This window comes from Rhodococcus sp. KBW08 (assembly GCF_003852455.1).
GTDB classification, from domain to species: domain Bacteria; phylum Actinomycetota; class Actinomycetes; order Mycobacteriales; family Mycobacteriaceae; genus Rhodococcus_F; species Rhodococcus_F baikonurensis.
This window is the reverse complement of sequence record NZ_QAJJ01000007.1, coordinates 68,401-84,060: the sequence shown is the minus strand read 5'-3', so window position 1 is coordinate 84,060 and position 15,660 is coordinate 68,401. Positions and strand designations below refer to the sequence as shown.

16 protein-coding genes are annotated in these 15,660 nt (G+C 61.1%); 10 read left to right on the top strand and 6 right to left on the bottom strand.

Features of this window, described 5'->3' with window-relative positions:
- Nucleotides 1–39 precede the first annotated feature (39 nt).
- Complete coding sequence (locus DBV08_RS08975) at nt 40–519, top strand: hypothetical protein (protein ID WP_124567210.1); 480 nt, start codon at nt 40–42, stop codon at nt 517–519.
- On the top strand, nt 516–1,043 hold the full coding sequence (locus tag DBV08_RS08970; RefSeq protein WP_124567209.1) for a CinA family protein: 528 nt from the start codon (nt 516–518) through the stop codon (nt 1,041–1,043). Before DBV08_RS08975 ends, DBV08_RS08970 begins: the two co-directional genes overlap by 4 nt.
- Nucleotides 1,044–1,051: 8 nt before the next feature.
- Here the strand turns inward: DBV08_RS08970 and DBV08_RS08965 are convergent, their stop codons facing one another.
- On the bottom strand, nt 1,052–1,267 hold the full coding sequence (locus tag DBV08_RS08965; protein ID WP_095971749.1) for a hypothetical protein: 216 nt from the start codon (nt 1,265–1,267) through the stop codon (nt 1,052–1,054).
- 83 nt (nt 1,268–1,350) lie between these two features.
- Nucleotides 1,351–1,557 (bottom strand): hypothetical protein, encoded by a 207-nt coding sequence (locus tag DBV08_RS08960; protein ID WP_095971750.1) that lies wholly within the window; start codon nt 1,555–1,557, stop codon nt 1,351–1,353.
- Between the two features lie 528 nt (nt 1,558–2,085).
- On the opposite strand from DBV08_RS08960, the gene DBV08_RS08955 reads away from it, so the two are divergent.
- From DBV08_RS08955 to DBV08_RS08945, 3 genes are read left to right on the top strand one after another with little or no spacing between them, the layout of a single operon-like run.
- Nucleotides 2,086–5,919: a GTPase gene (locus DBV08_RS08955; protein WP_124567208.1), complete on the top strand. Its 3,834-nt coding sequence runs from the start codon at nt 2,086–2,088 to the stop codon at nt 5,917–5,919.
- On the top strand, nt 5,916–6,104 hold the full coding sequence (locus DBV08_RS08950; RefSeq protein ID WP_124567207.1) for a hypothetical protein: 189 nt from the start codon (nt 5,916–5,918) through the stop codon (nt 6,102–6,104). The genes DBV08_RS08955 and DBV08_RS08950 overlap by 4 nt, the downstream gene beginning before the upstream one ends.
- A complete protein-coding gene (locus DBV08_RS08945; protein WP_124567206.1) occupies nt 6,101–7,522 on the top strand; it encodes a hypothetical protein in 1,422 nt (473 codons plus the stop codon). The genes DBV08_RS08950 and DBV08_RS08945 overlap by 4 nt, the downstream gene beginning before the upstream one ends.
- Nucleotides 7,523–7,846: 324 nt before the next feature.
- Here DBV08_RS08945 and DBV08_RS08940 read toward each other — a convergent pair whose 3' ends face one another.
- The 3 genes from DBV08_RS08940 to DBV08_RS08930 form a co-directional block, all read right to left on the bottom strand.
- Nucleotides 7,847–8,209 (bottom strand): hypothetical protein, encoded by a 363-nt coding sequence (locus DBV08_RS08940; RefSeq protein ID WP_253252954.1) that lies wholly within the window; start codon nt 8,207–8,209, stop codon nt 7,847–7,849.
- An 88-nt stretch (nt 8,210–8,297) separates the two neighbouring features.
- Nucleotides 8,298–8,600: a hypothetical protein gene (locus DBV08_RS08935; protein WP_253252955.1), complete on the bottom strand. Its 303-nt coding sequence runs from the start codon at nt 8,598–8,600 to the stop codon at nt 8,298–8,300.
- A 149-nt stretch (nt 8,601–8,749) separates the two neighbouring features.
- Nucleotides 8,750–9,475: a TetR/AcrR family transcriptional regulator gene (locus DBV08_RS08930; protein ID WP_124567205.1), complete on the bottom strand. Its 726-nt coding sequence runs from the start codon at nt 9,473–9,475 to the stop codon at nt 8,750–8,752.
- Nucleotides 9,476–9,572: 97 nt separating this feature from the next.
- Here DBV08_RS08930 and DBV08_RS08925 point away from each other — a divergent pair, with 97 nt between their 5' ends.
- On the top strand, nt 9,573–9,950 hold the full coding sequence (locus DBV08_RS08925) for a glyoxalase/bleomycin resistance/extradiol dioxygenase family protein (protein ID WP_124567204.1): 378 nt from the start codon (nt 9,573–9,575) through the stop codon (nt 9,948–9,950).
- Here DBV08_RS08925 and DBV08_RS08920 read toward each other — a convergent pair.
- Nucleotides 9,938–11,554, bottom strand: a complete 1,617-nt coding sequence (locus DBV08_RS08920) for an AraC family transcriptional regulator (RefSeq protein ID WP_124567203.1) — start codon at nt 11,552–11,554, stop codon at nt 9,938–9,940. The genes DBV08_RS08925 and DBV08_RS08920 overlap by 13 nt on opposite strands.
- A 107-nt stretch (nt 11,555–11,661) precedes the next feature.
- On the opposite strand from DBV08_RS08920, the gene fepB reads away from it, so the two are divergent.
- The 4 genes from fepB to DBV08_RS08900 are packed head-to-tail and all read left to right on the top strand — an operon-like array spanning nt 11,662 to nt 15,641.
- A complete protein-coding gene (gene fepB / locus DBV08_RS08915) occupies nt 11,662–12,675 on the top strand; it encodes a Fe2+-enterobactin ABC transporter substrate-binding protein (protein WP_124567202.1) in 1,014 nt (337 codons plus the stop codon).
- A gap of 4 nt (nt 12,676–12,679) precedes the next feature.
- On the top strand, nt 12,680–13,741 hold the full coding sequence (locus tag DBV08_RS08910) for an iron ABC transporter permease (RefSeq protein WP_260395409.1): 1,062 nt from the start codon (nt 12,680–12,682) through the stop codon (nt 13,739–13,741).
- 2 nt (nt 13,742–13,743) lie between these two features.
- Nucleotides 13,744–14,793 carry an iron chelate uptake ABC transporter family permease subunit gene (locus DBV08_RS08905; protein ID WP_235172370.1) on the top strand — a complete coding sequence of 350 codons (1,050 nt, stop codon included), beginning with the start codon at nt 13,744–13,746 and terminating at the stop codon, nt 14,791–14,793.
- Between the two features lie 23 nt (nt 14,794–14,816).
- Nucleotides 14,817–15,641, top strand: a complete 825-nt coding sequence (locus DBV08_RS08900; RefSeq protein ID WP_124567199.1) for an ABC transporter ATP-binding protein — start codon at nt 14,817–14,819, stop codon at nt 15,639–15,641.
- Nucleotides 15,642–15,660 lie beyond the last annotated feature (19 nt).

Here is a 15,660-nt window from a genome sequence, read left to right as displayed (position 1 = left end):
AGGTCGCGTCGCGAGTTGCATGATGGCGAAGGGTTAGTCATGAAAAACGAATCTGGCGAGCGGGCGTCCGAGGAACCTCAGTCTGCGCGTGGAGCCTTAGGCTCGCGAGGCACGGGCTCGAATGAACCCGGAGGCGGTCCGGTAGATCGCCCTTCCGGCTCGTTCGACGACGAGGAGACGATCTCGGGGGTGGAAGGAACCGAGACGACGCCTGCCGAGCCCACCGCATCGGAACCGGCTGTGCCGCCCTACGACGGACGCCAGGAGTCCGCAAAGAAGTCGGTCTTCAAGGAGGCCGAGAGTTCTGGTGGGCCGAACACCGGAGGGGCCGGCGAACCGGTCCCCGATTCCGAGTTCAAGGCACCACCGGCGGAAGAGACTGCCGGTGGACGAACTGCATCCCCCGCGGACGAGCAACCTGCCGCGGAGACCACTGAATCGACTTCCAGCGAAAGCGGAGTGGGGCCGGCACATCAGACCGGCGTAGGGAGGAGCGAAGACAAGAGTGGCAACATATGACTGACGATCCACGTCCCGAAATTCAGTCGAACAAGGACCTCGACGCGCTGTGCCGTCGGTTGGCCACCGTGGTCGAAGAGCGTGGCCTGACAGTCGCCACAGCGGAATCGTTGACTGCCGGGAACATCGCTGCACATCTGGGGAAGGCACCGAACGCGGGATCGTGGTTTTGTGGCGGGATCGTCGCCTATACCCGAGCGGTCAAGCATTCCGTTCTTCATGTTCCTGACGGCCCGGTCGTCTGCGAGGACGCTGCTCGGGTCATGGCACACAGCACTGCCACACTGTTCGGCGCGACGTTGGCACTGGCTGTCACCGGCGAAGCCGGTCCGGATACCCAGGAGAACGTTCCACCGGGAACAGTGTGGTTCGGTGTCGTCGACCATGGGACCGCGGAAACAGAGAAACAGGTTTTCTCAGGCGACCCCGAAGTAGTCCTGGGAGCGACCGTCGAGCATGCGATCCAACTACTTCTGCGTCACGCATCCGGTTGGCACACACCGATTTCGAGAGTTGGAATCTAGTCGACTATTCAACGCTTCGAACGGTTCTTCTTGTGACGACCTGTTTGTTTCGCAGGTGCCTGCGCGGTAGGAACCAGATGACCGTCGGCCGTGTATTTTTCGACTACGAGGTTCTTGCTGACTCCTCGGTTGGCATCCACTGCGCAAGTGATTGCTTCCATGTCGGAGTTGAAAGGTTCCTCGGTCGAAGAGCCGTCGGGCATCGTGATCTTGTACCGATCCATACATCGACTATTGCGGGTTGATCCGTCTCCGACAACCCGAGTTCACAGAAAATGTCGGTATGGGAATCAGCAGGAGTCCTAAATTACGAACAGAGTGTTCGGTTCACTTCGATCTCGCCGATTTCGAGCGTGTGCAAAGAACCCAGAACGCGGTCGATGCTCTCGTCGAATTCGAGATGATCGGTGAACTCCAACGCCGGCAATCCGATTGCTTCGGAACGCGCACAGGTCGTTGCATCCGCCCGGAAGCGTCGGACTGTGGTCCGCCGGTATCCCACGACCATGTTCATTTCGTACCTTCTCGGGAGCGACCTGCTCAAGTCCTTTCGTTCTGTCCGCGGGTCGAACTTTTCGCAGCCACTCGGGTGTGCCGTCGCAGCAACTGTGCTGCATACCGGTTCGCGAAGGGGTCAATGAGGATCGGAATTCTGTTGATCCATGTACTCGGCCTGAGGACAGGCGTGCGAGTGCGGGAGCAGTCAGAAATGTAGGCGCGGACGTATTTCGCGGGGACAAGTGTAGAAGTAGGAAATCTCCAGGGTTCAGAACCGACAGGGACGGAATCCTGTCGGTGGGGTGATCTAAGATGCAATCCAAATACCGACGCTCATGTCGGGAGACGGAATCTCGATTCGGGTCGGAAGTCGGAATTCAGAAAGCATCATTCGTTGGTGGTTGGTTAGACCTAGCTATTGCTCGTCAGTGCAGGACTTCGGTTCGCGCATTGCGTCAGCTAATCGATCAGAATCCAAGCGAACTGCAATGCGGAGTTCCGGAAGCCTTTCCGATACAGAGAACAGCCTGCGAAAGGGTCAGGAATGGTCGATGCTGGAGTCGCTCTGCAACACGCAGTGGAACGCGCCGTCGCTAGTGGCAATCGAGAATTGGAAGAACTCGATGCCTCGATCAGTTCTCTGGTCAAACAATTTGCACTGACGGCCGAGGCACCTTCACCGGCCACATCCGGGGCAGGTCTCAGCCGTGAGCTTGCCGAAATCTCGGACGGGTTCGAGCGCAGCCTTCGCGCTCACTTGGCTGACCAGCGCCGTGTGTTATCGACGTTCAACATCGCCTTCTTCGGCAGAACCGGAGCGGGAAAGAGCACGTTGCTCTCAGCGTTCGGTGGGCTCGACGGTGGCTATGTCTCACCCGGTGAAAGCGATTGGACTACCGACGTAACCGAGATCGAATGGCATAGCTGTCGGCTATGGGATACGCCAGGCATAAATGGATGGGGGCGCACTCAGTCGAGAGTTGATCTCGAGGAAACCGCAAGGCGAGCCGTCGAGATTGCAGACGTGGTTCTCTTGTGTTTCGACAGCCAGAGCCAGCAAGATTCGGAGTTCACGAAAGTCGCTCAGTGGGTGCGTGCGTACGGAAAGCCTGCCGTGGCGGTGCTGAATGTGCGCAACCTCCGCTGGCGGCACCCCGCCAAGGTAGCGAGCCAATCTGCGCGCCAATCACTGTCTCGCGCAGTTCGAGAGCATGTCGATTCGATCGCAACAGAGTTGGCCAAGATTGATCTTCCATCCGCCCCCATCGTCGCGGTTCAAAGCCGCCGGGCGTTATTCGGTCGCGCGCGTACTCCGTTCAAAGGCCCTGCGGGACGGAATTTTCTGTCGGATCGTGAGCAGTTCGGCGTGGAATACCTCAGCCAATGGTCGAACTTCGGAGTGCTGGAAGAACTTCTCACTGCGTCGATAGTCGAAGGTGGTGCCGAGCTACGGCAAACTTCGCTGCGCGAGGGCTTTCGCGGTGTGCTTGACCTGACCGCTGACAGGCTCGAGCGACTGATCGAGGGCATAGATCCCAGAGTTGCTGCCGCGGAGCGCCAGATCGACCAACTTCTGGACGTCTTGGGGTATATAGACGGCGATGAGCGAGCAAAGTATCTCGGCCGTGATAATGGTCTGGATCTCCTGTCCGCTTTGGAAGACACTCGTGGACAGACGTTCACAGCAACTCCCGAAGGCACGCTCGATCGACATATGAGCCACCTGATCAAATCGCACCTGTCGGGACTTCGTGAAGCTTCTATCGTGAAATCAGATGAACTGGCAGCCACTGTTTTCGAGAGTGGCAACTCAATCGACGACGAATTGTTCAGTAATACAGTTTTCGCGATGAACGACATCCAAGCGGCAGTTGTGACGGTTTGGAACTCGAAGGCAGCATTCCTGATGAGGGAACTGAAGCTGGCGAGCGTCGACGAGGCGCCCGACATCACCGGATCGTCGACCGATTCGGCGACCTTGGATGGGCATGCAGGTCGGATGAAGTCGAACCTGGCCAGGTCCATGAAAATCGCCGGGATGGCCGCCGGTGGTGCGGCGGGTGCCATTTTTGTTCCAGCCGTCGCGAACGTCTGGAATCCTGTTGGTTGGGCGGGGGCGGCCGTTGCAGTCGGGTTGGGTGGCGCATCCCAAGCCGGTCGCTACATCGGCGAACGGGTCGCCGCAAGCACTGAAAAGCAGGGCGCTCTGGCAAGATTCGATTTCGGGTGGCAATCCAGATCTGCAGTTCATCGGACTTACGATCGGATCGAGCAGGAACTGCGCGAGCATGGACGAGATCTGTCTTGGCAAGTAGCCGAGCCCGTTCTGTCAGAACTGCTGGGCGAAGCACTTGCGTTGCGAAAGGATCGGAAGGACGCAGCTCATCTGGCAGCTCGCCTCCGTCAGGCATCGGAGTCGCTTCCGCCGGCGGTAGATGCAAAATCGGTTTTGGAACGTGCGCAAGCACGCGTCCTGGCCGACCATTCGGCGCTGCCGCCGGGCGAGGGTGGGGCTTCGGGAGCAGATGCGAGGGGCTCCGTATCCGGACGTAAAGTCTGGTTGGGTGAAGATTGGTTCGAGTCCGGATGCCTGGACAAGAATGCGGTTGAGACGGAACGACTTCCGGTCTTCGTAGAACGGGACAACGTGGATCTGTCGAGCCTGAAGCAGGCACTTTTGAAAGCATGGGGCCTACCCTCCGATTCGTCTGTCGCCGAACTGATCCGAGAGATCGAGGACGCGACCGTCCTTGATGCGCAGATGCCGGGTGCTTCGCACAGCCAGGTAGCAATCAAGCCGGCCATCGTCGTGCTGGGTGACTACAGTTCGGGGAAGTCCAGTCTGATCAAACGTTTGCTGGTGGAGATGAGCGGTCAGGTTCCTGCGAACCTCCGTGTACGGGGTGGTGCGGCGACAAGCGCGGTTGAGCGTTACGACCTCGGACATATCCAGTTGCTCGATACGCCAGGGTTTCAGAGTGGCAATCGCGAACACGACGCCTTGGCGTTGAAATCTGCCGGCGAGGCTGCGCTTGTACTCGTCGTATTGCACGTCAACTTGCTCATCGGCGACATGACCCTTCTCCAAGGGATTGTCGAAGGGACACGCGAGACTGTTGCCAAAGGTACTCGAACGATCTACCTGATCAATCGATCTGATGAGTTGGGCGTCGATCCCACCGCCGCACCGGAAGACTTCCTTCTGCTGAAGGATCGCAAGAAGGCGGAACTCATTGCGGCGTTGGGTTCATGTGGGATCGAGGTGAACGCGAACCAGGTTCACGTTCTCTCCGGTGATCCGTTCGGAGAGATCGGCGCGCGTACGGACGTCAGCCGTGAAGATTACGCGCAGCACCGCGATTGGGACGGTGTCGAACCCCTCGTGCGGATGCTCGACTCGTACTCGAGAAAATCGGGGAGTGCCGGTGTGAGCGGAGCACAGCTCGATACAGCAGTGAATATGCTGCTGCAGGGGCGCAATCGAATTGAGCAGAAGGTTGCGGAGTTGCGGGGTGAGGAGACGGCCCGAACCTCGCTGGAACAGTCAATTCGAAACTGCCAGCAGGATTCTGAGTTACTGGAGAAGTCGCTTCGGCAAGATGCGCAGCGAGTCGTCGAGCCCTATGCGAATAGGTACACGGCTTACGCGGTTGGACAGGATCGTGGGGGTGTCGAGGACATTCCCGCCGCGTTGAACGCGTTGTGGGCGAACAGCGACCTCGACTCGGATATCGATCAGTTCATGATCAAAGCCCAACAAGAAATCGAGACTTGGTTCCGTACGCACGCGTCGACAATCGGGCGTGAAATGGATGCGCTGGCCTTTACGACGGTGAGGCACCGTGCCGAGGATCCCGAATCAGAATTTAATGGTGTGGATGCGGGGAATATAGCTGCGGGTGCGGCCAAGGGAGGCTCTGCGTTCGTGAGAGCGATTGCGAATCGCGACACGGTCTACGCCATCGGCAAGGGCATCGGGGTGAAGTTCAAGCCTTGGGGAGCTGTGAAAGCCGCCGGCAGGGTCGCAAAGGTTGCCCCGATCCTGGCCGCAGCCGGAGTGGCTGCCGATGCACACGCGATGGTCAAGGGCGAACTCTCAACGAATGCTCGTGAGGAGCAAAGGCGTGAGGCGGCGGGGGTCATCGAGGAGGCCGCAGCGGATCTCGTGCATCAAGTACTGAACGGCATAGAAGAGAACGGGCCGATACCGGTCCTTCGTGTCTCCGCAGCCTCTTTGGCCGAATACGCGAAGTTGCTCGAGAGTCAGCGACTAGTCGCAGCCGATGAAGAACGCGCGCTGATGGATACGCTCTCGAAGGTCGAACGGTTACTGTCTCAGGTTGAAAATCTGCGCGAATGCGAACGGAGCGGTGAATGAACGACATCGATGTGCTGAAGGTCAACGAATGGCTGGCCAGCCTGCCCGGTGGTTCCCTCGCAGAGAATTATGCCGAACAATGGCAGCAATTCGACTCGATCGATGCGCCTGTGATTACGATCTTCGGATCGTACGACACTGGCAAGAGCTCGCTTTCCGACGTCTGTTGGTGGATGGTGAAGTGAGGGTGCCGGATTGGCTCACGATCAGCGCTCGGCACGAGACATTCGACGTCAATGGTGTCGAGCTGGCAGGCGTCGTTCTGCGGGACACGCCGGGTCTGGCAATTGGGGCGAAAGATGCTCGGGGCGTGATGAACACGCAACGTGCAACCGAGGCAATTGGCTTAACCGATATAGCAATCATCACCGTCACAACGCAATTGGCAACCGGTGAACATCAGGCGCTTCGCGAGATCGTCGGGAGCGGATGGACGTCCGATAGCCTTTGGTTCTCCATCTCCAGGTTCGACGAAGCGGGGATCGATCCGGATGATGATCTCGAGGGGTACAGGCAACTGGCGGCTCGAAAGGCAGTGGAACTATCCGAATCATTGGAGTTGTCGGCCGAGTACCCCATTTTCGTTGTCGCCCAAGATTTTGCTCAGATGGCAGGATCGGCGAGGGATGTCGATGCTGAGGTTTGGGACGACTCGCGTCAGTGGGACGGTATGGATGCCCTCTCCGCGGCGATCAAGACAGTCGGGGCATCTGACTTTGTTGCGCTGAGAGCGTCGACTGAGCGACGGTACTGGCGCCAAACAGTTGCCAGAATTGTCGCTGAGCTGAGAACTCAGCTGGATGCTTGTGCCCCGCTTGCTGCTCAGGCCGACGCCACAGCAGGTCGTCGTCGTCAATCGCTTGTCGCACTCGAAAGTGTCGACTCCGCGGCCAGAGACGACCTACGCGGTGCGTTGGGTGAAGCTACCCGAAGGGTCGTAGAAAGTGGAGTACTGGACCAATCGGAAGTGGTTGCGATCCTGCGGCCCACTCTTGTCGATTGGTTCGGTAAGCACCAACGTGAATTGGATCGATTGCGTCAGGATGTAGGGAAATCGGCGGAGCGCCAGCGAAATCAGCCGTCTTGGGGAAAGCTTGAAGGGCTTGCGGCGAAGATCGCCGATAGCAATGAACCCGCTGCTGCGGTCCAACTCACCGCATTTGCCCCCCACGTCAGCATGGTCGGAGCGTTGTTGATCAAGCGATTGCGCGACTTCGAGCGTGGCCCGAAGGGAGCATTTTCCGGAAAGGGCGTAAATCGGGGCTCGACCAGTCGACGCTCTGAGTCGAATGCGTGGTCGTTGAGCGACGGCGCCGATATTGCCGCCTTCCTGTTACCGATAGTTGTTCAAATCGCCGCTTGGGTTGACGAAGTTCGCATGAATCGGGCAGTGGCTTCGCAAGAGCAGAAGTCGCGGGACGAGCGGCGGGGTAAGTTGGCTGCCGCGGTGAGCGCAATCGCGCTCGATTCGTGGAGTGAAGCTATTTCCGAAGTTCGGAACGAAATCGACGATGCCGGTGTGCACGCAGAACTATCTGAAGGACTTCATGATTCGATCGCGAAATTGCAGACCGCAATATCCGAGGGCGAGGGTTTGTTGTAGATCTACCGCGAGACGGCGACTGACTGTTACGGCAAGGTCTCATCGGCAGGTCGGTGCTCGTCGGTACCACTGGTCCGGGGTGACTTGCGCAGCATCAACGACCTGATCGATCGTCAGTGCAAGTTGTCCAGTGCGGACATAATGGCGTGCGTCGGTGTTCAATTCGATCGTGAGGTGCAGACGCGCGGTCAGCGCTTTCTGTCCGGCGAAATCGTCGTCGACAGGGCCTACCCGGAGAGAACTGTTCCCCGTACGCGAAAATTCTTGTCGCGAAACGTGTTCGATCATTCATCGCGGCAGTTTCTTCGGCGGGCCCAGGTCGAGCTACATGTTGGGTAGGACCACGACGAAGAACCAACCGCTCAGGGCAAGACCGATGACGCCGGTGAAGAGGCCGACTATTGCATCCCAGGGCAGCTGGCGGGCATTCGAGAGCAGATGCCCGCCAGACTTCTTCGGGTGACGTCGGAGCGCGAAGATTCCTGTTGTAATGGCGCCCGCCCCGAGCAGGATGCCGAAACCGAAAGCCCAGAACAGGAGTACCGACAGCGCGCCGAGCATCTCCGACCGCTCACTCCAGCGTGCGATGCGCTGTGTTTCGGTGGGCGGAGGCCACTTGTGTGAGGGCGACAGAGCTGCTCCGAAACGGCGGGTGTGATGACGAATTGACTGGTCGCTGAGAAACATTGTCCACCACGCCTGGAGTTGAGTCGATGTGCCGCTGGTATCTACTCGTCTACCCCGTCTTCGCGGATATATGCCGCTGAATTCGGGGCTAGGTGGTGGTCGCTTCTTCCCAGGAATTTCCGTTCCACACAATGGCGACGGGGTACTCGTTGTTCACGCCGTCTTCCCAATAGTCGATGATGCCGTGTCGCTCTGATTCGAGTTCGATCCAGCCGATGCTGAATCCCCCGCGGAGGATGCGTTGGGCTCGTCGGTTGATCTCGTCCAGCGAACTGCAGAGCCCTCGAACTCGGGGCTCGATCCAGTCCGCGGAGGGATCGAGGATGGTGATCTCCAAGATGCTCGCGTCGCTCAGCGGAATCTCGATCAGAAGCTCGCCGGAATCCCGCACCTCTCGAGTCGATCGATTCTCATAGGCGTGCAACAGCTCTCGCGATTCGAATAACGAAGGTTTGCCACCGGACCGTCGAGACCAAGCGAAGCGCTGCACGGACATATTGTCACCCACGAATTGCAGGAATGTCATTCGATCTGAACGAGTCATTCGATGTGAACAAGCCCCTCGAGAGCGTCCAGTACCCGGTCCAGCCCGAACTCCCACGCCGCCTCGGGGCTGTACGGGGTGTTCTTCGCTTCTCCCGCCGCGCCGCCGACGCGCTGAGCCAACGGGAAGTCGTCGCCGAGGTAAGCGGCCAGGCGTTGGTTCCAGGAGGACCACACCTCGGCCATGTCGGCTGCGCGAGGGTCGGGGCGCCGTGCTTGCGCCGAGGATCGGGCGAAGTCGGCGACAAATGTCAGGGCGGAGTCCCGGTCGATGTCGGTCAGTCCCGTGCGGTCGAACGCGTGAAGTTCGTGGTCGTACTTCGCGATAGTTCCCGGACCCAACGCGGAGCGCTGATCGGTGATGTCGAGGAGCCACCAATGCTCCGCATAGAGGGCAAGTTCTTCCTTTGCGACCCGACGAACGCGTTGGCGCCACGTCAGGTTTCCGTACGGCAGACGTGGGCTGTTCGCGTGTACGGCGTCGACCATGAGCACCAGCAGATCGTCGCGGGATCCGACGTGGGTGTAGAGCGCCATTCCCGAGATGCCGAGGTCGGTGGCCAGGCGACGCACGGTCACGGCGTCGAGGCCGTCGGTGTTCGCGACGGAGATGGCGACGTCGACCGCCTGTGAGGTGGTGACCTTCGCCCGCGGGCCACGGGCGCCACCCTTCGGTGCCAGGGGGTGATCGCGCCAGAGTAGGTCGATCAGTTCGCGTGCCATCAGTCGTCTCCAGAAATCGGGAATACCTCAACGGTGGTATACCTTATACGGTGCATACTGTATGCACTGCACAAGGTTTATGATCATGGAGGCCACGATGAAAATCACCAGCACTGCTCTGTCCTTGAACGTCACCGACACGGACGCCTCGGCCCACTTCGCGAAAACTCATTTCGGTTTCACCGAGGCCATGGCCGACGACGGCTTCGTTTCCCTGAATCATCCGGATGCCGGGGTCAACGTGGTCTTCCTGCGCACCGGGCTCGGGACGTTCAAGCCCGACTTCGTCGCAGGTCCGGCCGGCCAGGGCATGCTCATCGCATTCGTGGTCGATGACGTCGACGCGGAGTTCACCCGCATCGCCGCCGAAGGCGCCTCCGTCGTCACCGAGCCGGAGACCGAACCGTGGGGCGAGCGCTACTGCCAGTTCGTCGATCCCAACGGCATCGTGTGGCAACTCGTTCAGTGGATGTGAGGAACCCGCGTGCTCGGCTCGGCGGCGCGCGGCACCGAACGTAACCAGAGGGCGCGTTCGACGGACTGGGCTTGGAAGCGCTGCGGTGAGATTCCGTGCGCAGTGCGAAACGCTCGGCTGAACGCGGGCAGGTGCGCGTAACCCAGGTTCCTCGACACCGTGCCGGGTGCAATCCCGAGTTGTAGTTGGGTGCGTGCCTGGGTCATCCGAGAAAGGGATCGCCATTGCGGATACGTGGTGCCGGTCTCGGTCCGGAACTCCCGGCGCAGCCCGGCCGCGTCGGTGCCGAACTCCTGGGCCCACTCCTCCAGAGTGCGAGGGTCGGCCGGCCGGGCGGCGATTGTCGCTGCCAGTCGCGTGGCAATCGAATCGGCATTGCCCTCATTTGAAACCGATTGCGCGAGTGGCCCGGTGGCGATGATGTCGAACACCGCGGTGCTGTCGTGGCCACGCGGGCGCAAGGGTGTGTAGGCGGCGACGAAAGTGTGCAGCAATGCCAACTCGTCATCGGGGGAGAATTGGACGGTCTCGAGAGCGTCGGCAGATACGGTCGACCCGTTCGAGGCACGGAAGCCGAGCGGGAGCAGCAGTGATCCGGACGGAACTGTGACTGTATTGCGCACGCCTGCAGGCAGAATCATGGCCTCGCCGGTGCGCAGTTCCCAGCTGCGGTGGGCGACATCCACCCGGGCTCGGCCTCGGTAGACCCACACTGCAACGTGGGCTCCGTTGACGCGCGGCCACGTCGCGTTGGCCGGTATCGGTGGCGCGGTCTCGCCGGGTTGTCTGGACTCTGCGAGCATGCGGACCAAGGCCTGGTCATCGTCGGTTCGCGCACTGCGATCGGACGGACCGGAGAGGGTCCGTCGGCGATAGTCGCTCGGGCTCTCTCCCATCTGGGCTCGGAACGCGCGAGTGAATCCGCTGCCCGTTTCGAACCCGACTTCGTTTGCTATCCAACTGATCTCGCGGTCTTGCTTCAGGTACTCCAACGAGGCGGCGATCCGCGCTCGAAGTCGCCAGCGGGTGAAGGTGAGGCCGGTCTCCTCCACGAAGTACCGCTGGAGCGTTCGAGTGCTGATCCCGGCGCGCTTCGCGAATTGTCCTTCGGTGTCGTCGGTGCCAGGTGTTCGCAAAAGGGCGTGCGCGATTTCGAACGCTTCCCGTGAGTGCGGCAATCGCGGCAGCGACGTGGACCCGTCGTCTGCCCGGGCGATCATCTCGAAGAGAGACGCCGGTTTTGCCGCGTCCCCGCGTAGATAGCCCAGATTGTGAACGAACTCGTGGATCAGTCGGTCTTCCCAGCCGGGCGGAACGCGCAGCCGTGTCACGGTGGCCGGTCCGTCGGTTACGCCGTCCGAGGGTGGGAGCAGAATGGGAAACGCGACGGAATCCGAGTCCGTCTCCATTGCGTATCGTGCGCCCGCCGGGATCCACAGCAACTCGCCTGCCGGCACCTCGTAGACGGTCGATCCGGTCCTGACACGTCCGCTGCCTGCAAGAACCCAGAACAGTAAGGGTGAGCGGCCCGTGCTGGGCTCGGTGCGGCCGGCACGGATCGGGCCCATGTAGATCTGGTCCGACCTTCCCAATAGTGGTAACACGTTGGCGCTCCTGGACAACCCTTGCTACTTAAGTATGGCTAACTTTACCTCCGGTCCGTCTGCATTCGCAGCGGCGCACCTTCGTACCTTCAGAAAGCCACATACTCATGCGCAGATCTCTACGTCCGACGGCGGCAGTACTCGCCGCGGTCGTCGCCCTCGCTCTTGCCGGCTGCTCCAATTCGTCCGGTAGTGACACCGGAACCGAGGGCAATCAGACAACCTCCGGGTCCACCGAGGGATGGCCACGCACCGTCGAGCACGGCGGCCGCAGTACCGAGATCACCGCAAAGCCGACTCGGATCGTCTCCACCTCGCCGTCGTTGACCGGCACACTGCTTGCGATCGGTGCTCCGGTGGTCGCGAGTGCGGCGACAACGCCGTCGGGAATGACCGACAGCCAGGGGTTCTTCTCCCAGTGGTCGGGCGTGGCAGCTGATCGTGGCGTCGAGGTGCTCTACCGAAATCTCGAGCTGGACCTCGACGCAATCGAGACCTTCGAGCCCGATCTGATCATCGGGTCCGCCAACGGCGGCGACTCGACGCTCGACGCCTACGCGCAGCTGAGCGACATCGCACCCACCGTACTTCTCGACTACGGCGCCAGTTCCTGGGAGGAGCTCGCAGATCAGCTCGGGACCGTCACCGGACTCGAGAGCGAGGCCGCCGAGACCGTCGACGAATACGACAGCTGGGTCACCACCCAAGCCGCGAAGATCACGCTTCCCGAGCAGCCGGTGACGGCACTGGTCTACATGGGTGCCGACGGTGTCTGGACGTTCCGAGCCGACAGCCCGCAGGGCAATCTGCTGGCCTCGCTCGGCTTCACCTATGCCGAGCCTGCCGAGCAGTTCGTCGCGCCGGACAAGCGGGGAGCCTCCGGCGTCGCGATCGTCAGCTCCGAGAACATGTCTGCCGCACTCGACGGTTCGCAGACGCTGTTCGCCGTCTCGATGGGACCCAAGGACGTGGAGAAGCAACTTGCCGCCGATCCGCTTCTTGCCAATCAACCTGCGGTCAAGGGTGATCGGGTCTACGCGATGGGTACGGCGGCTTTCCGTCTCGACTACTTCAGTGCAAAGCAGACAGTCGAGTCGCTGGTGTCCACGTTCGGTGGATGACCGCGTGGGTATTTCTGCACCGTCCCGGACCGCACCGCCCCGGACCGAAGCGCCGCTGAGGTCCGGGACGGCCGCGCGTGCGGGGTTGTTGGTCGTCGTCTCCATCGTCGTGATCGTGCTGGCATCCGTCGGAGGACTCGTCCTCGGCTCACGCAACATTCCCGTCTCCACGGTGCTCGACGCAGTTCTTTCCTACGACGCCGGTAACAACGAGCACTTGATCGTGATCGAATCACGTTTGCCTCGAACAATTCTCGGGCTGGTGGTCGGGTCCGCACTCGGACTGGCCGGTGCGCTGATGCAGTCGATCACCCGCAACCCTCTGGCCGATCCGGGGCTACTCGGTGTGAACGCCGGAGCGTCAGCGGCAGTCGTGATTGCGATTGCTTATCTGGGGGTGACTTCGGTCGGCGGTTATCTGTGGTTCGCGCTGGCCGGCGCGGCCGTAGCCTCGGTGGGGGTGTACATGTTGGGGTCTGCGCATCGCAGCGCCGCGACCCCAGCGCGCATGGCGCTTGCCGGTGCCGCTGTGGCAACGGCGATCACGGCGCTCACCAGCATGGTTCTCATCAGCAACGAGGCCGCATTCAATCAGTTCCGATTCTGGGCAGTGGGTTCGTTGCAGGGGCGCGGCGGAGACGTGATCGTCACCGTCCTTCCCTTCGTCATCGTCGGTATCGGGTTGTCGTTGTTGCTGATTCGTCCACTCAATGCGATCGCGCTCGGTGAGGACGTCGCGAAAGGTCTTGGCGCCCGCACCGGACCCGCTGGGGTCGGGTCCGCTGTCGCAGTCATCCTGCTGGCAGGGGCCGCCACCGCGGCGGCCGGACCGCTCGGATTCGTGGGGCTGGCCGCGCCGCACATCGTGCGGGGCGTCGTCGGACCGGATCTGCGGTTGCTACTGCCGTGTGTGCTCGTCGTCGCTCCGGCATTTCTGCTCTTGGCCGACGTTCTCGGTCGCGTTGCCACCGCGCCGGGAGATCTGCAGACGGGGATCGCGGTGGCAGTGCTCGGTGGTCCGCTATTTGTTGCGCTCGTTCGCTCGCGGCGAGTGGCGTCACTGTGAACATGATTGCCGCGCAGCCGGTCCCACCGCTGTTTCGAGGCTGGGTGGTTCGAATCGGCTCGTGGTCGTGGCGAATAGTTCCGCGAGTGCTGTTCGTAGCCATGACAATCAGTGCGGCACTTCTAGCCCTTTCCTTGGTCACGCTGATGTACGGAACCTTGGATCTGTCCTTGGGTGACGTGTGGCGCGCACTGCAGGGCGAAGGCACGCCAGCGGCGGTTCGGTCTGTCCAGAACCGCCGGCTGCCGCGGCTGATCACGGCGATCGGAGTGGGCGGAAGCCTTGGTGTGGCCGGCGCGGTTTTCCAGACGCTTTCGCGCAATGTACTCGGCTCGCCGGACATCATCGGTTTCACCACCGGCGCTGCGACTGCGGCGGTGGTTCAAATCGTGTTCTTCGGCGGCGGGGTCCTGCAGACCGCGAGTGCCGCTGTTCTCGGCGGCATGCTGACCGCATTGCTCGTGTACGCACTCGCTCGCAAAGACGGAGTTAGCGGCGGTCTTCGACTTGTCCTGGTCGGCATCGGCGTGGGCGCGATGCTGAGTGCCGTGATGTCGTTCCTGGTGGTGCGCGCGGATATCGACGACGCCACCGTGGTGCAGCAGTGGACGGCAGGTTCACTGACCGGGCGCGGTTGGCCACACGCGGTCAGCGTTGCGATCGCCGTCGGTGTTCTCGTTCCTGCTCTCGTCGTGGTGTCCAGGCGCGTCACCATGATGGAGATGGGCGACGACGCAGCGTCCTCACTCGGAATTTCCGTGGAGCGATACCGATTTGCCGGCATCCTGCTTGCGGTCGCGCTCACCGGAGCAGCGACAGCAGCTACCGGCCCCATCGCTTTCGTTGCGCTCGCAGCTCCCCAGATCGCACGACGATTGGCAAGGCGCAGCGGTGTTCTTGTCGCGACCTCCTTCCTGCTCGGCGCAGTTCTGCTGGCGGGTGCCGACCTGATCGCGCAAGCGGTCGAGGTCGGTCTCCGCACTCCGGTCGGTCTTGTCACCAGTCTGCTCGGTGGTGCCTATCTGATCTGGCTGCTGGCCCGTCAGGCCTGAAAACTTTGCTACGAAAGAGATCAATGACTACAGCTACGCCAGTGCCGCGGCTCCACGCCGAGAAGATCGAACTCCGTTACGCCGATCGAACCATCGTGGACGAGTTGACTCTCGAAATCCCCGACGGCGGGTTCACCGTGGTCGTCGGACCGAACGGGTGCGGCAAGTCGACATTGTTGCGTGCGCTCGGCAGAATGCTCACACCTCGATCGGGTCGGGTTGTGCTCGACGGTAACGATATTCGGTCCTACCGAACCAAGGACGTCGCTCGCCGAATCGCTCTGTTGCCGCAGTCCCCGCTTTCGCCCGGCGCGATCAGTGTCGCAGACCTGGTCTCCCGCGGCCGTTATCCGTATCAGAGCATGCTGCGCCAATGGTCGCCCGAAGACGAGCGCGTCGTCTCCGACGCGCTGGCTGAGGTCGGAATGCGATATGCAGCAGATCAATTGGTGGACGAATTGAGTGGTGGACAACGTCAGCGGGTGTGGATAGCCATGACCCTCGCGCAGCGTACTCCGGTGCTGTTGCTCGACGAACCGACCACTTTTCTCGACATCGCCCACCAGATCGAAGTTCTCGACCTGTGTTCCCAACTTCATCAGGCCGGTCGAACATTGGTGGCAGTCCTCCACGACCTGAACCTCGCGGCCAGATATGCCACGCACGTAGTCGCGATGCGGTCCGGGAAAATAGTCATGCAGGGCAGTGCCTCGGAGGTTTTCACCCCCGAGTTGCTGCGCGAAGTGTTCGACCTCGAGGCTCTTGTCCTCGAAGATCCGGAAACCGGACGGCCACTTGTTGTTCCGCGTGACCGCAGACCTGTCAGTCAGCTACCCGTCCAGAACTGAAACCACGATCAGGAGAAAA

Coding starts and splice junctions, on each gene's coding strand:
- DBV08_RS08975 (WP_124567210.1), top strand. CDS start 40: ATGAAAAACGAATCTGGCGAGCGGGCGTCCGAGGAACCTCAGTCTGCG.
- DBV08_RS08970 (WP_124567209.1), top strand. CDS start 516: ATGACTGACGATCCACGTCCCGAAATTCAGTCGAACAAGGACCTCGAC.
- DBV08_RS08965 (WP_095971749.1), bottom strand. CDS start 1,267: ATGGATCGGTACAAGATCACGATGCCCGACGGCTCTTCGACCGAGGAA.
- DBV08_RS08960 (WP_095971750.1), bottom strand. CDS start 1,557: ATGAACATGGTCGTGGGATACCGGCGGACCACAGTCCGACGCTTCCGG.
- DBV08_RS08955 (WP_124567208.1), top strand. CDS start 2,086: ATGGTCGATGCTGGAGTCGCTCTGCAACACGCAGTGGAACGCGCCGTC.
- DBV08_RS08950 (WP_124567207.1), top strand. CDS start 5,916: ATGAACGACATCGATGTGCTGAAGGTCAACGAATGGCTGGCCAGCCTG.
- DBV08_RS08940 (WP_253252954.1), bottom strand. CDS start 8,209: ATGTTTCTCAGCGACCAGTCAATTCGTCATCACACCCGCCGTTTCGGA.
- DBV08_RS08930 (WP_124567205.1), bottom strand. CDS start 9,475: ATGGCACGCGAACTGATCGACCTACTCTGGCGCGATCACCCCCTGGCA.
- DBV08_RS08925 (WP_124567204.1), top strand. CDS start 9,573: ATGAAAATCACCAGCACTGCTCTGTCCTTGAACGTCACCGACACGGAC.
- fepB (WP_124567202.1), top strand. CDS start 11,662: ATGCGCAGATCTCTACGTCCGACGGCGGCAGTACTCGCCGCGGTCGTC.
- DBV08_RS08905 (WP_235172370.1), top strand. CDS start 13,744: ATGATTGCCGCGCAGCCGGTCCCACCGCTGTTTCGAGGCTGGGTGGTT.
- DBV08_RS08900 (WP_124567199.1), top strand. CDS start 14,817: ATGACTACAGCTACGCCAGTGCCGCGGCTCCACGCCGAGAAGATCGAA.